This is a genomic window from Streptomyces sp. CB01580 (assembly GCF_001905795.1).
In the GTDB taxonomy this organism is placed as follows: Bacteria; Actinomycetota; Actinomycetes; order Streptomycetales; family Streptomycetaceae; genus Streptomyces.
This window is the reverse complement of record NZ_LIXJ01000001.1, coordinates 532116-546825: the sequence shown is the minus strand read 5'-3', so window position 1 is coordinate 546825 and position 14710 is coordinate 532116. Positions and strand designations below refer to the sequence as shown.

The 14710-nt window shown below is 73.2% G+C and carries 12 protein-coding genes; 4 read left to right on the top strand and 8 right to left on the bottom strand.

The genetic code is table 11. From position 1 onward, the window contains the following. Window positions 1-38: 38 nt before the first annotated feature. The 7 genes from AMK22_RS02100 to AMK22_RS02070 all read right to left on the bottom strand — a co-directional run bounded on the left by AMK22_RS02100 (window position 39) and on the right by AMK22_RS02070 (window position 11671). Window positions 39-2057, bottom strand: a complete 2019-nt coding sequence (locus AMK22_RS02100; RefSeq protein WP_073781431.1) for a hypothetical protein — start codon at window positions 2055-2057, stop codon at window positions 39-41. Next, on the bottom strand, window positions 2054-3385 hold the full coding sequence (locus AMK22_RS02095) for a VWA domain-containing protein (RefSeq protein ID WP_242433797.1): 1332 nt from the start codon (window positions 3383-3385) through the stop codon (window positions 2054-2056). The genes AMK22_RS02100 and AMK22_RS02095 overlap by 4 nt, the downstream gene beginning before the upstream one ends. Next, entirely contained in the window at window positions 3382-5784 is a 2403-nt protein-coding gene (locus AMK22_RS02090; RefSeq protein ID WP_073781430.1) for a DUF5682 family protein, read from the bottom strand. The genes AMK22_RS02095 and AMK22_RS02090 overlap by 4 nt, the downstream gene beginning before the upstream one ends. Continuing rightward, on the bottom strand, window positions 5784-6923 hold the full coding sequence (locus tag AMK22_RS02085; protein ID WP_073781429.1) for an ATP-binding protein: 1140 nt from the start codon (window positions 6921-6923) through the stop codon (window positions 5784-5786). The genes AMK22_RS02090 and AMK22_RS02085 overlap by 1 nt, the downstream gene beginning before the upstream one ends. Further along, on the bottom strand, window positions 6920-10543 hold the full coding sequence (locus AMK22_RS02080; RefSeq protein WP_073781428.1) for a DUF4132 domain-containing protein: 3624 nt from the start codon (window positions 10541-10543) through the stop codon (window positions 6920-6922). Before AMK22_RS02080 ends, AMK22_RS02085 begins: the two co-directional genes overlap by 4 nt. 235 nt (window positions 10544-10778) lie before the next feature. Beyond that, entirely contained in the window at window positions 10779-11219 is a 441-nt protein-coding gene (locus AMK22_RS02075; RefSeq protein ID WP_073781427.1) for a hypothetical protein, read from the bottom strand. After that, a complete protein-coding gene (locus tag AMK22_RS02070; protein WP_073781426.1) occupies window positions 11213-11671 on the bottom strand; it encodes an ATP-binding protein in 459 nt (152 codons plus the stop codon). The genes AMK22_RS02075 and AMK22_RS02070 overlap by 7 nt, the downstream gene beginning before the upstream one ends. Window positions 11672-11876: 205 nt before the next feature. Here AMK22_RS02070 and AMK22_RS02065 point away from each other — a divergent pair, with 205 nt between their 5' ends. From AMK22_RS02065 to AMK22_RS02050, 4 genes are all read left to right on the top strand, one after another. Beyond that, window positions 11877-12737, top strand: a complete 861-nt coding sequence (locus tag AMK22_RS02065) for a helix-turn-helix domain-containing protein (protein WP_073781425.1) — start codon at window positions 11877-11879, stop codon at window positions 12735-12737. Next, the gene (locus AMK22_RS02060) at window positions 12737-12973 is read left to right on the top strand and encodes a DUF397 domain-containing protein (protein ID WP_073781424.1); all 237 of its coding nucleotides are present in this window, start codon (window positions 12737-12739) and stop codon (window positions 12971-12973) included. Before AMK22_RS02065 ends, AMK22_RS02060 begins: the two co-directional genes overlap by 1 nt. A 113-nt stretch (window positions 12974-13086) precedes the next feature. After that, window positions 13087-13896 (top strand): SAM-dependent methyltransferase, encoded by an 810-nt coding sequence (locus tag AMK22_RS02055; protein WP_073781423.1) that lies wholly within the window; start codon window positions 13087-13089, stop codon window positions 13894-13896. Window positions 13897-13962: 66 nt separating this feature from the next. Beyond that, on the top strand, window positions 13963-14412 hold the full coding sequence (locus AMK22_RS02050) for a YchJ family protein (protein ID WP_073781422.1): 450 nt from the start codon (window positions 13963-13965) through the stop codon (window positions 14410-14412). A gap of 13 nt (window positions 14413-14425) precedes the next feature. Here AMK22_RS02050 and AMK22_RS02045 read toward each other — a convergent pair whose 3' ends face one another. Then, the gene (locus AMK22_RS02045; protein ID WP_073781421.1) at window positions 14426-14689 is read right to left on the bottom strand and encodes a hypothetical protein; all 264 of its coding nucleotides are present in this window, start codon (window positions 14687-14689) and stop codon (window positions 14426-14428) included. Between the last annotated feature and the right edge of the window lie 21 nt (window positions 14690-14710).

Sequence of the window (14710 nt, the reverse complement as noted above, 5' to 3'; positions counted from 1 at the left end):
GGAATGTGCCTCGAACCAGGTCGCTGGCCCGGCCATTCTCAGGATGCAAGGAGTTCGCTTCCGACCAGGAGATGGAGCTGTGCCTCCAGCCAGGCGTCGGCAGCGGCTCCGAGCCCCGTCCCGTCCGTCTCCGCCCCGCCCAGCGCGTCGATGAAGGCGCGCACCAGTGCCGCCGCGCGGACCAGGCCGGTGCGCGACAGCGTCGTGGCGGCGCCCTCGATATGGGAGCGGGCCGGGACCGTCAGATGGCGCAGCCCGCTGTGCGGGACCGCCGAGAGCGCGGACAACGCCTCGTCCAGCGCCGCCGTCAGCGGATCGGACGGGCAGCGGGGCGCCGCCGCCAGTGCCGTGGAGCCGTCGTCCGGTGCGAGATCCGGCACGATCACCCCGGCCGGGGTGAGCACCGCGATCGGATCGATCGTGACGCCCTCGGCAGTACGGTGCACCGCACCGCTCACATGCGTCGCGCCGTCCTCCAGGGCCGCCGCCAGGGCGTCCAGCGCCCCGGGGCATTCGGGCCGGTAGGCGGACGTCAGCAGCGCCGAGGTCCCCGAGACATCGCGCACGACGGCTTCGACACGCTGTTCGGCCGGGTCGTAGCCGACGCTCTCCACCGCCGACAGCGCGATGACACGGACCGAATCGGCCTCGACCCGGGGACGGATCAGCCGGGGCGGTCTTCCCGCCCAGCCCGCCGTGAGCGCGGACAGATCCCGTACGAGCAGAGGCTCAGGGAGCTCCGTCCAGGCCGTGCCGACCGGTGTCACGGTCGAGGTGCCGAGCCTGCCGCGGCCGACGGTCAGCGCACGGCTCGCCGTGCGTCGCACGCTCTCGCTGACCAGGCTCCCGGTGGCCAGCGCGCCGAGCCCGGTGGCGAGGACACGGCGGGCGGCGAGCAGATGACCGCTGAGCTCCTTGCCCTCGGCGGCCGTCCACGTCTTGCGCAGGACCAGCACGGCACCCGCGCCGGGATGGGCGAAGTACACCTCGGAGACGAGGGCCTGGGGCGTGCCGTGGACGCGGCAGCCGAGCGAGACGAGCCGGACCCGACGTAGCGGGGTGTCCCCGGCCTCGCGGGTGCCCAGCACACCGGGCAGCGCGGCGGCCCGCCGTCGGGCGTGCACCTCGGTGAGCAGGGCGGCCACCGACTCCGGGCGGTAGTGCGCGTCGCGGTCGGCGTACGCGGTGAGCTGGTCCACCAGATCGGCGAGCGCACCGGCCGGCCAGTGCAGCGACAGTGCCGCCAGATCGGCACCGGCCCGTGCCAGGGCCCCGCCGAGCACCGGTCCGAGATGTGCCACGCCCTCCATCAGCAACTCGTCGGCCAGTTCGGCGGCCGTGTCCATCGCCGGTCCGGCCGACGGCGGGGCGGCGGGGTCGCCACCGACCTGGACGGTCACGGACCGTTCCCCGGTCCGCGCCGCGTCGGCCGCCCGGAACGCCCATACCGCGAGGGCCAGCACCTCACCGCGCAGTGCGGGGGTCGCGTCCGTCAGCGCGTAGGCGATCTCGCCGGGGACCGGGAAACGCACCGTGCAGGTGGGAAGTTCGACCCGGGGCTCGGGGTGCTCCGGGGACGGGCGGTGCACCACGGCGGCGTAACCGCGGTCGAAGGAGCGACGGGCCGCGGCGAGCGGGCGGGCGCCGGCCGCCGCCGCGAGAGCCTCGTCGTCGGTGGCGCCCGGGGACCAGTCGGCGACCGGGGCGGAGGCCGCGCTCCCACCGTCCGTACGGTCCGTGCCGTCCGCGCCGGACGCGGCCTCGCGCTGGTACGCCAGCACCAGGCCCACGAGATGACGGCACACCCCGGGCGCGGCACAGCTGCACGTGCCGTTCTCCAGACCGGTGCCGGGCGGTAGGGCGGCGGTGGTGCCGTCCGGGAAGCGGGCCCGCAGCGTGGTGTCCGGGTCGGTCGTGAGGGCCGGTGCCGTGCCGGTGTCGAGCTCCTTCGTGGCCCGCTTGACCAGGCCGCGGTTGGCGAGCTGCGCGAGCGTGTCGGGGGTGAGGGCGAGCAGGTCGGGGCGTGCGGCCGTCGTGTCACGGGTCGATTCGCTCATCTGCCCAGCCTCTCGGCGACGAACTCCGCGAGGTGGCCGGGCGTCATCGCCCCCACGTGCGCCCCGGCCTCGGCGAGCCGCGCGGCCGTCCCCCGGTCGTAGTCGGGCTCGGCGTCCTCGTCGAGCGCGGCCAGCCCCAGGACGGTGGTGCCCTGCTCCACCAGTGACCGTACGGAACGCACCAACTGGTAGGCGTCGCCGCCCTCGTAGAAGTCGGTGACCAGCGCGACGATGGTGCGCCGGGGATTCTCCACCAGCCCCGCGGCGTAGCGGACGGCACGCGCGATGTCGGTACCGCCGCCGAGCTGCACCCGCATCAGCAGTTCCACCGGGTCGCTCACGTCGGCGGTCAGGTCCACCACCTGTGTGTCGAAGGCGACCAGGTGCGTCTTGAGTCCGGGCAGGCCCCACAGGCACGCCGCGGTCACCGCCGAGTGGATCACCGAACCGGCCATCGAGCCCGACTGGTCGACCAGCAGGATCAGCTGCCACCGCGTCATGTGGCGCCGGGTGCGGGAGTGGAAGTGGGCACGCTCGATGAGCAGGCGGCGCTCGGCCGGCTGGTAGTGGGCGAGGTTGGCCCGCACCGTCCGCCGGAAGTCGAAGTCCCGCGCCAGCGGCACCCGGCTGGGGGTGCGGGAACGGGTGCCGTGGAACGCCCGGCGGACCTCCGGCCGGAGCCTGGCCAGCAGCTGCCGCACCACCGACTCGACGATGCGCCGGGCCAGCCGCAGCACCTCCGGGTTCATCAGATGCTTGGTCCGCAGCACGGCCCGCAGCAGCGTCGGGCTCGGCTCGACCCGTTCCAGTACGGCGGGGTCGGTGACGATCTCCTGGATGTCGTACCGCTCGACGGCGTCCCGCTCCAGGCGTTCGACGGTCTCCTTCGGGAACAGCCGGTGGATGTCGTCGAGCCAGTCGGCCGTGGTCAGGGCCGAGGGGCCGTTGCCCCCGGTGCGGGAGGTGGTGCCGGAACGGCGCACACCGCGTCGGGCGAGGTCGGGGTCGCGGCCGTAGAGCCAGTCGAGCGCGGCGTCACGGCCGGCGCCACCGGGACTCAGTGGGCCGGTGTGGTGTTCGGCCGCGGAGCCGAGCAGCAGCCGCCAGCGCTCCAGGCCCGCGTCGGATGCCGTGCCGGAGGCGGCGTCCCCGCGCCGGGACCCCTCGTCGGGGCCGGGCGCGGCAGTGGGGCCGGTTTCGGGCCGGGGTGCCGCCTCGGGGTTCGCTCCGGCCGTGGGCGTGCGTCCGGCCGTGGGCGTGGGTGTCGTCGTGCCGACGACCGCTTCGACCGTGGGTGCCGGGTCGGGAGTGCGTTCGGGTGTGGTCATGGGGTGGCTCCCAGGTCGTAACGGGCCAGCAGCCGGGAAACGGACTCCTCCAGGGCGCGGGCCCGGGCTATCAGCAGCGGGTCCTCGGTGGTCCGCAGCAGGGAGCGCGACGAACCGCGCACGCCGCGCCGTTCCAGCAGGCGAGCGGCGATCCGCTCGCGTTCGCGGGGCGGGAAGAACGTGAACGCCTGACGCAGCGCGGGCAGCCCCGCCAGGAATGCGTCCTCGGGCAACGCGCAGACCAGCCCGTCCAGCACGTCGAGCAGGGACTCCGCGTCTCGACCGGTCTCCGGACCGTCCGTTGGAACCGTCGTCCCCGCAGGCTCCGTCATCTCGTCCCGGGCGAGTGCGAACAGCCCGGCCAGCCAGTCGCCGAGGGCGTCCGTGCCCGCTCCCGCCACCGCACGCACCGCCTCGGCAGGATCCCCCGACGCGTCCGGGACCGGTGCCAGGGCCCGGTGCAGGCCGAACGCGGCCCCGCGCAGATCGAACGGCGCCTGCGGATCGCCACTGATCCGCCACGCCACCGAGACCACCGCCTCCGGGCGGACCGAGAGCAGCCGATCCGCGTGCCGCACCGCGTCCCGGACGGCCGCCACGGCGCGCAGCCGCGGGAAATCCACCCCCGGTCCGCCGCGTGCCCCTTCGAGGAGCCACACCAGGCGCTCCGTCGCCCGGTCGACGATCCCGGCGAGCAGCGGCCCCCGCGCCACCCCGAACACCCGGTCGTGCCGCCACAGCCCCAGCGCCGTGGAGAGGATCTCTCCGAGCGCACCCGCGTCCCTCAACTCACCCACATGGGAGGAGAGTTCACCGAGAATCCGCGCCGAGAAGCCGTCCATTCCGCAGAGCACGGCATCGAACAGCGCCCGGGCCAGATCGTCCGCCCCGGACGCGGCGCCACGGGTCCGCTCGGCGAGCGCCACCGCCGCGGCCTCCGCCGGCGTCGCCCCGTACGCACCCGCCTCCACCAGCGCGGCCTCGCGCCCGGCGACGGACCGCGACTCCCAGCGTTCCGTGAACACCGGGTCGATCCCGTGCTCGGGACCGGAGACCCGCCCGTGCCCCGGGATCCCCAGCACCCGCAGCCGGTGCAACAGTCGGCTGCGTTCCAGATCGGTGGCGTCCGTGAGATCGAGCCGGTACGACGTCCCGGGCCCGCCGTCGAGCGACAGCGCCGCCAGCCGCGTCGCCACGTCGTGGACCAGGGGCGGCGCGGGGGTGCCGGGGTGCAGCCTGCCGATGCGGTCGCCACCGCACGCCGACACCATCTCGACGACCACGGGGTGCGCCCCCGCGCCCAGCGGGCCCCGGCTCGTCCACGGGAGCGGCCGGTCCAGATCGTCCGTGATCAGGGCGCCCGCGAGACCGTCCAGCACGTCGATCCTGGCGGGACGGGGGTGGCCGCGCAGCGTGGTGAGCCCCTGCGCCAGACTCCGCGCGGCGATCAGATCGGAGGTGGACACCGGGACCCTGCGCGCCCGCAGCCGCTCGACGACCACGCGCAGCAACCCCTCCGCAGCGGCCTCGGGGCCCGACTCCCACACCTGCTGGTAGTAGCCGGGTGACGGCATCCCCGACTGGTACCCGGCGAAGGCGTCCAGTTGCCGGAAGGAATACGGCACGAGGAAGCTCCCGGCCAGGGCCCCGTCCGGCGGGGCGGGCACCCGCGGCCACCCGTCGGAGTCGTGCTCCCAGCTCTCCGTACCGTGCTCGCACACGCCGTCGCCGGTGCCTCCGCCGCTGTCGTGGGGCCGCCCGGTCCCGGTGAGCGCCCGGAGCGCGGGCCGGTGGAAACCGCCGGTCACCACCAGCACCGGCCGGTCCCCGGCCGCGGCGACCGCCGCCCGCACCCACGCCGTCATGTACGACTCGCGCGACCGGTCGCCCGCGTCGGCCTCCGCGTCACCGCGCACCAGGGCGAAGTACGCGTCGAGCCGTTCCGCGAGACCGTCGTCCGGTTCGACCTCGAACAGCCGGTCCCACAGGGCGTCCGGCGAGTCCACCGCGAAGTGCCGGCACAACCGGTCCGTCGCCTCCGCGTACCGTGCCTCGGCGTCGGCGTAGCGGTTGGTGCGCTCGGCGAACGACGGATGCCAGGCCGGAAGGTCGATGAAGCGGACCTCCGCACCGGCCGCCCGTCCCGCCCGCAGCGCGACCCATTCCGGCGAATAGTCGCAGAGCGGGGCCCAGGACGTGGCCGCCCGGTCCTCGTCCCGGTAGTGGCTGAACACCGCGACCGGCAACTCGTGCCCGAGCAGCAGTTCGTCCAGCCGCCCGTTCATCTCCGCGGGACCCTCGACGAGCACATGGGCGGGGCGGAGCTCGTCGATGGTCCGCCCCACGAGCCGGGCGCAGGCGGGGGAGTGGTGCCGCACCCCCAGGAACACCGCGGACATCAGTCGGCCAGCAGATGACGCGCGTCGTACAGGGCCTGCCACGCCGGGCCGCGCCGGCGAGGCACCTGCTGCTCCAGGTAGCGGCGCAGCCGGGCCAGATCCTCCGGGCTGTCCTTGGCCGCCGTCCCCGCCAGGCACGCCACCACATCGGCGGCACTGCCCGGCTCGCCGCGCAGGAACCAGCCGCGCACCCCCACGGCGTGGGCGACCGACACGGCCTCCGCCGTGCTCATCACCGCCGAGGGGCGGTCCGCGCCCGCACCGGGCCCGCCCTGCCCACCGGCCCCGTTCCGCAGCTCCCGGAACGTGGCGACCAGGACCTTCAGCACGTCGTGGTCCGGCGGCGGTTCCACCCCCGACCGCCGCAGCAGAGTCGTCACCTCCGCCTCGACGAGCGCCAGTTCGGTGTCCAGGTCGGGAATCGGGAACACCGTCTCGAAGTTGAACCGCCGCTTGAGCGCGGCACTCATCTCGTTGACGCCGCGGTCCCGGGTGTTGGCGGTCGCGATGACATTGAACCCCTGCCGGGCGAAGACCATGCCGTCCGGACCCGCCAGTTCGGGGATCGCCACCACCCGTTCGGACAGCAGCGACAACAACGAGTCCTGCACCTCCAGCGGACAGCGCGTGATCTCCTCGAACCGCACCAGCCTGCCCTCGGCCATGCCGCGCAGCATCGGAGCGGGCACCAGCGACCGCGTGGAGGGCCCCTCGGCGACCAGCAGCGCGTAGTTCCAGCCGTACTTGATCTGGTCCTCCGTGGTGGCCGCGCCGCCCTGCACCGTCAGCGTGGAGTCCCCGCTGACCGCGGCCGCGATCAGCTCGGAGAGCAGGGACTTGGCCGTGCCCGGCTCCCCGACCAGCATCAGGCCGCGACTCGTCGCCAGCGTCACCAGCGCGCGGTCCACGAGCGAGGGATTGCCGACGAATTTCCGGCTGATGCCCGCGTCCGCGTCGCCGACGACGAATCGGCGCGCCGCGCGCAGGCTCAACTTCCAGCCGGGTGGCCGGGGATCGCGGTCCTTCGCCCGCAGCGCGGCGAGCTCGTCCGCGTACCGCACCTCGGCCGGGGGCCGCTGCACCCGCCCGGCCGCATCCTCAGCCGCCCCGCCGGGCCGCTGTCCGTTCCGTACGGTCATGACGCGGCGCCCTCGGTGAGTTCGGTCAGGTCGGCGAGGAGTTCCGACACGGTCACTGGGTCCAGCCCGGAGAAGCGGAGCGGGTGCTCGTGCCTGGACCAGTGGTCCTGGGGGCGGGTGTCGAGCCACACCGTTTCGAGGGTCTGGTCGGGGAACATGTCGACCACCCCGACCGCGATGCCGGTGTCGAGAGCGATCACCAGGTAGCGGTCGTCGCCCAGCCGCTTGGAGATCCAGCGTTCCACCCCGGCATCCTGCGGCACGCCCCGCTCCCAGCCGCGCCGCTCCAGTCCGAGGACCTTTCCGGTCGGCACCTTCAGGCCCTCGAAGCGGGTGAGCCGATAGCCCTCGCGCTCCTCGTCGGACAGCGCGAGCACGGCGCGGCCGAGCTGCGGGAACGGCTGGAGGATCTCGTAGTCGGCGAACAGCTCGGACCAGGCGGCCAGCTCGCCGCCCAGCCGGACCGGGTGAGCCAGCCGCACCGCCGCGTCCTCGGCCAGTTCGAAGACCTCGTCCTCCACGTCGGCGAACGTGCGGTCCTCCGCGACCCGGAACGCGGTGGACGCACCGTCGTCCGCCTCGCTCAGCCACACGAGTCGGCGCACCAGGTGCCAGAGCAGCGGATGGGCGACGAAAAGTTCCACGAACTCCTGGGCCGTCCAGGAGCGCCCGGTCACCATCGCCGCCTCCAGCCGGCGCACCTGGTCCGACGCGATCGTCCTGACGTCCTTCTTGAGCGCCATGAACCGCTTGCGCTCCGCCGGGGCGAGCTCCGCGTCGTCCCGGGCGCCCGGCTTGGGCAGGTCCTTGCGGCGCTTGCCGTCCCCGTCCAGCACGTACGGCCGCAGCTGCTCGTCGAAACCGACCGTGAACGTCCGCGATCCGTAGTCGACGACGGTCGAACCGTCCTCGTCCAGGCCGAGGTCCGGCACCAGGCGGTCGGAGAGCTGTTCCCCGGTCAGCCCCAGTCCGGCCGCGACCTCGGCGATCTTCTCCTGGGCCCGGGCCTTCAGCCCCTTGAACTTCACCCGCTGCGCGATCGCGTGCAGATGCAGCAGCGCGACGTCGCTGCCGATCGTCGCCAGGACGTCCAGGCCCTCCACGGCCCGGTGGTGGGCGCCCTCACCGGGCCAGGTCCGGATGACCGGAGTGAGCCTGCGCACCGTCTCGTCGTCGCCCAGCAGCCCCAGCGCGTGCAGCACCCACGACTCCTTCGCGGGCATGTTGGCCAGCTGCCACTGTTCGAACAGGGCCCAGGCGAACGCGGCGAGCGTCGCGGGTTCGGCCGTCTCGACGAGCCGGCCGACACTGGGGTACACGTCGCCGGACTTGGACAGCGCCAGGGTCGTCAGCGCGTGGCGCACCGACGGCCGAGGCAGCGCACCGCCGGACCGGACCAGGATCTGGGGCAGCAGCGCGGGTTCCGCCCAGGCCGGGAGCTCGGGCATCCTGGCGGGCAGCGCCCGCTCCAGCGGATCCGCGGCCAGCAGCCCCTCCACCGCGGCCAGGGCCTCGGGGCCGTACCCACGGGCGGCCTCGCGCACCGCCTCGTCGCCGTGCAGCGAGGAGATCAGCGTCAGCGCCTGCTCGGCGGCGCGCCGGGCGGGGCCGGCCTTGCCCACGGCATCGGGCACCAGCAGCGGGGCGGCGGCCGCGCCGTGCCGGGCGAACCAGGAACGTGCCGTCGCCGCCACGGACTTGAGACGCACCGCCCAGTCCGCCATCTGGCGGGCGACGCCCACGTCGACGAACGGGAGCAGCACCGGAGCGAGAGAGGCGGGCTGGCGGGGAGCGGCGCGCAGCAGCAGCGGCAGAGCGGCGAGGCCGAAACGGGCCGCGATCGGTTTGAAGGTGTCCTCGGCGTCCCACAGGTCGGTCGGATCCCAGGTGGCGAGGTACGGGGCCACCAGCTCCTCGGGGCCGTGGACGTAGAGCCAGGCCGAGGAGAGATGGTCTCCGCGCAGGTCGTGATGGACGGCGGGGTCGTTCACGTCCCATCCCGCCCGCCGTCCGCCGGTGCGCTCGGTCGTGTACCAGGACGTGGTGGCGGCCCAGGCATCCCGTTCGCCGGGCAGCCACTCGACCGAGGGCGCGGACTCGGTGGTCAGACCGGTCACGACCAGGGCCTTGGCCTTGGTGCGGGGGCGGGACCAGGGCGGCGTCGTCAGGACCTCCGGGAGCGCGTCGGCGGGGGCGTCGGGGACCAGACCCACCGGGTTCAGCAGCGGCTCCACGACCTCGACGACCTCGGCGTCCAGACCGCCGAGCGCGAGGGACACCGCCTCGCGGCAGGTCGCGAGGTGGCCCCGGATCAGCTGCCGCGTCCGGTCGGCCGCCGCGCCCGAGGCGTGCCGCGACTCGGCGGCCAACAGGCGCACGGCCCGCACCGGACAGCGGCGCATGGCTTCGAAGAGGGCCGGACGCACGTGCTTGAGGTCCGCGTGCGCCAGCAGGGCGAGGAACGCCTCGTCGGTGGGGATCTCGGCCAGGGCTTCGGCGGCGGCCTTCACCGCGTCGGCGTAGTAGACCCCGCCCTTGAGCTGATCGGCCAGCAGTGGGGCGACGGCCGTTCCGATGCCCTCGGCCAGCGTCGCGACGAGCGCCGCGTTGTAGGCGAGGGGCGGCCGGTGGGTGAATCCCGTCACCTGATCGCCGGAGTACAGCGAGGCGAACATCATCGTCAGCAGGCTGTCGTCGTGCTCGTCCAGCACCCGGGGATCGGCACAGAGCTCGTCGACCCAGTCCGTCTCGCTCGGCACCAGATAGGAGACGGAGACCTTGCGGATGACGTCGGTACGGCGCTCGGCCAGCGCCGCGACCGCCGCGCGGTAGGTCTCCTCGTCGGCCGCGGCCAGGAGTGCGCGCACCCGGTCCGTGACCGGCCGGCGGTTCCGCATCCAGTACGTGTGGTGGGGGCGGGTGAGCACCTGCAGCTTCGGCATGGTCCGCGAACCGCCGGCCTGCTGCCACGTCGCCTCGACCGAGAGCATCTCGGCGGCCGCGCACGCGGCGAACGGCAGGCCGTACCGCTCGGTCCACAGGTGCGCCCAGGCGGAGTCGGGCAGGGGCAGCGGGACGATCGAGGTGAGCAGGGCCGCGCCGGCCGGTGTCGGATCCCCCGAGACATGTGCCCGCAGCCGGTCGGCCAGCCCGCGGTCCGAGTCGGAGGAGTCGACGAACCGCTGGATCCACGACGCCTGCTCCGCGACGGCTGTGTCGATCTCCTCGAACGCTCCCGACGGGAGCCCGCCCGGCACCCGGGGCGATCCGCCGCGCCGCGGAAGGAGGATGCTCTTCCACTTGGCCGGGAGCGTGAACGTGTCCTCGTCCGGCAGGGCCGGCGGTCCCTCGGCGGGAGGCGTGTCCGGGACCGCCGGGGCGCCTCCGGCCGCCGATGCGGCGGGCACGTCCGAGGCGGCCACCTCGCGGTACCCCTTCTTCTCCTTCTCCGCGATCGACTTGCGGACCTGCTCCGCGGCGGCCTCGGCCGACGCGTACTCCTTCGTCTGTGTGCGGCCGGTGCTTCCGCATCGTCCATGACGCACCGTCACCACGGAGCCCTCGGCCCCGGTCTCCCAGAACTTCGACGCGGTGCCCTCGACGTATTCCCAGCGGCGCACGGGTCCGCCCCCCTTTCACACCTGGACGCCCCGCGCTCCGGCGGGTTTTCGATCAGTGGTGCCACAGTAGAACGGACCACTGACAACGCAGCGTGACCAGGGCATCCGCTCGATGAATCCCCAGGTCGACCGAGGTGCGGGGGTACCGGGGGAGACCGATGGGCGGGGTGGCGGGGAGTATGCCGCGGCGCCGTGCGGCGCGACGCCCGGGATCCGGGACCGTGAACCGTCCGCGTCAGGGAGCGGAGACCGTGCGTGCGCCACCGGACGGCGCCCACGACGGGGTCACGCCCATCACCTGGCAGACCATCAGGAAGAGGGGGATGGGCGGGGTGTACGGCGTGTGGTTGTCGGGCCGGTGGATCAGCCTCGGCCGGTCCGCCGGAACCCGCGCCCCGCGCACGTAGGCGACCTGCACCGGCCAGTCCAGATCCAGGTCGGAGCCCGCGGGCACGATCCACCACCACAGGTCCGTGTCCGCGAAGACGCAACCGGTGCGTGGCAGGTGGGACAGCAAACGGAAGCCGTGGCGCGCCGGCACGCCCACGGCGTCGCAGCCCAGGGTCGCCGAGAACGCGGGCGGCAGCGGCAGCCGCACCGTCTCCGTCCCGGCGGGGGGCCCGGAGTCGTGGGGCCGGCGTGCCCTGCGCAGATGCGACATCGCGTTCCTCAGCATGAGCGCTCCGAACCGTGCGGCAGCTCCGCCCACACGATGCGGCCCGAGCCGAACTCCGCGTAGCGGGAACCCCACGTACTGCACATCGCGTCGACGAGCAGCAGTCCGCGTCCGTGCTCGCCGGAGGCGGTACGGCACAGCTTCGGCCCGCCGGTCTGGTACCCCTGGTCCTGCACGGCTATGCGCAACCGTCTGCCGAGACATCGCAGCTCGCACACGACGCGGGCGCTCCGGGTGTGCACCACCGCGTTGGTGACCAGCTCCGAGACGATCAGGACCGCCGCCTCGTACGCGTCGTCGTCCAGCCGCCACTCGTCGAACCGGGCCCGTGCCAGCTGCCGCGCGCCGGCCACGGACTCCGGGTGTGCCGGCAGCGCGAAGCAGTACCGGAGCGCTTCGGTCCCGGGGCTGAGGTCCATGAGCCGGGGGATGAGCGCACTGCCAGGTGCCACAACCATTCCTCACAGTGGGGGCTACGTCACGCTCCGCGTTCGCACACGAATGACCGCGGTCGTGACTACGTGAACTGGTTCCCTCAACAACTTTCCCCCTGTCCGGAACACTTGGCAAGAGGCACTCTGAAAATTTCAGAGTGACTGTGTCACGGGGTCCCGCTCATGGCACACTGCTGCCAAACAGCGCATGGGGAGGTCTGAAGTGAGCGAACCGCGGTCCGCCCCGACCGTCGGTCAGGTCGTTCTCGGCAAGCGCCTGCAGGATCTGCGGGAGCGTGTCGGCCTGAGCCGTGACCAGGCTGCCAAGGTGCTGCGGGTCGCACCCGCGACGGTACGCAGGATGGAGACCGCCGAGGTCGCCCTGAAGATCCCCTACGTCCAGATGCTGCTGAAGGCGTACGGCATCTCCGACGACGAGGCCGACGCCTTCGTGGAGCTCGCCGAGGAGGCCAACAAGCCCGGCTGGTGGCAGCGCTACCACGACGTGCTCCCCGACTGGTTCAGCATGTACGTCAGTCTGGAGGGCGCCGCGAGCCTCCTGCGCATGTACGAGCCGCACTTCGTCCCCGGTCTGCTCCAGACCGAGGACTACGCGCGCTCGGTGCTGCGCACGGGTGCCGTCGGCCAGACCAGGCCCGAGGACATCGAACGCCATGTCGCGCTGCGCATGAGACGTCAGTCCCTGCTCCACGGGCCGGACGCCCCGAAGCTGTGGGTGGTGATGGACGAGACGGTGCTGCGCCGCCCCGTCGGCAGCGTCGACGCGATGCGCGGGCAGATCGACCGGCTGCTGGAGGCCGCCGAGATGCCGCATGTCACACTGCAGATCGCGGAGTTCTCGACCGGTCACCACCCGGGCACCTACGGCCCCTTCGTCATCTTCCGCTTCGGAGTGCCCGAACTCCCCGACATGGTTTACAGCGAGTACCTGACCGGTGCCGTCTACTTCGACGCGCGCCCCGAGGTGGCCTCCTACCTCGAAGTCATGGACCGCATGGCGGCTCAGGCCGCGACTGCACAACGCACGAAGGAGATCCTCCGGGATTTCCGCAAGGAGCTGTGATGGATCCCATATACAACGGCATGCCGGCCGCCGAACTCGGTACCGAGGGCTGGCACAAGCCGTGGAGCGGTGGGAACGGGGGCAACTGCGTCGAAGCCATGAAACTGTCCGACGGCAGGGTCGCCGTCCGCCAGTCCGCCGATCCCGACGGCCCCGCACTCATCTACTCGCACCACGAGATCGCCGCCTTCATCCAGGGAGCCAAGTCGGGTCAGGCGGACTTCCTCCTGACCTGAGCGGTGGGTCCCGATGCCGGTCCGAGGGTTCCTTCCTCAAAACCCCGGCGCCGGGACCCGCCCGCGTCCCGCACTGCTGCTGTCCGCCGACCTATGGACCCATGGAGCGCGCTATGACCGGGCACGAGCCCCGAGCCGTGGAGATCGACACCAGCCGTCCGCATCCCGCACGGATGTACGACTGGTTTCTCGGTGGCAAGGACAACTACCCGGTCGACGAACGGATGGCCCGGGAGCTGCTGGCCCTCCAGCCCCGGGGGCGGGACATGGCCCGGGTCAACCGGGCCTTCATGCACCGGGCCACCCGGTGGCTGGCGGACAACGGCATCCGTCAGTTCCTCGACATCGGCGCCGGAATCCCCACCGAGCCCAACCTCCACCAGATAGCCCAGCGCGTCGCCCCGGACGCGCGCGTCGTCTACTGCGACAACGACCCGATCGTCCTCGCGCACGCGGCGGCCCTGCTGCGCTCCACCCCCGAGGGGGCCACCGACTACATCCAGGCCGACGCGCGCGAACCGGAGGCCATTCTCGAACAGGCCGGCCGCGTCCTCGACTTCGACCGGCCGATCGCTCTGTCGATGCTGGCCCTGCTGCACTTCCTGGACGACGAGGACGGCGCGGCCGAGATCGTCGACCGCCTGGTGAGCCGGCTCCCCCCGGGAAGTTTCCTGGTGCTCTCGCAGACCACGGGGGACTACGACCCGGAGGGGGCGGCGACGGCCTCCGCCATGTACAAGGCGCGTGGGATGACGCTGCGGCTGCGGTCCCGCGCCGAGCTCACCGCGTTCTTCGACGGGCTCGAACTCGTCGAGCCGGGTGTCTCGCTCTCCGCGGACTGGCACCCGGAACTCGGCGAGGCCGTCGATGTCCCCGGGGACGAGCCGATCCCGGGCTACGCGGGGGTCGCCCGCAAGCCCTGACCGCCCCCGGCCGGGCCCCGGATCTCCCGGGCCGTCCCGCCCGGGCCCGCAGGACACAATGGACGCATGTCACGACGCACCACACGACCGAGGCGGTCCACCGCCCCCGCCGGGCGGCCCTCAGCGATCACCGACCGGTCGCCGTGCCCCTGCGGACTGCCCGGCACCTACGGCGACTGCTGCGGCCGGTTCCACGCGGGCACCGCGGCCGCTTCGACCTGCGAGGCCCTGATGCGCTCCCGGTACGCGGCGTTCGCCGTCCGGGACGAGGCGTATCTGCTCCGCACCTGGCACCCCCGCACCCGGCCGCCCGCCGTCGACTTCGATCCCGGAATGCGATGGGTGCGCCTGGAGGTCCTGGGGACGACCGACGGCAGCGCCTTCCACACCACGGGCACGGTCACCTTCCGCGCGCACTTCACCGCTGCCGGACAGCCGGACTCGCTGTACGAGAGGAGCCGCTTCGTGCGGTCCGAGGGCGCCTGGGTGTACGAGGCCGCGGACTTCGCCGAGTAGGTTCCGCGCCGGATCACCAGGCACTGCCGGGGCGCACCGGCAGCCCCGGGTGATGAGCGGCGAGGATCTTGTTGGCGCGTGCCAGTTCCCCGAGCGCCTGCTCGCGGTCCGCCTGGTCCTCGGCACAGAGCCGCGGACCGCGGAACCGGCGCACCTCCCGCGCGGCGCACGCGGCGTCGCGCTCCGCCCGCAGGATGTGCGGGGGAATGCAGGACCCGATCAGCGCGGCGACCCGGTCCGGGATCGGCACAGGGACGAGGAGGTGCGAGGCGGTCATGGGGGGTTCCCTCTCGGATGG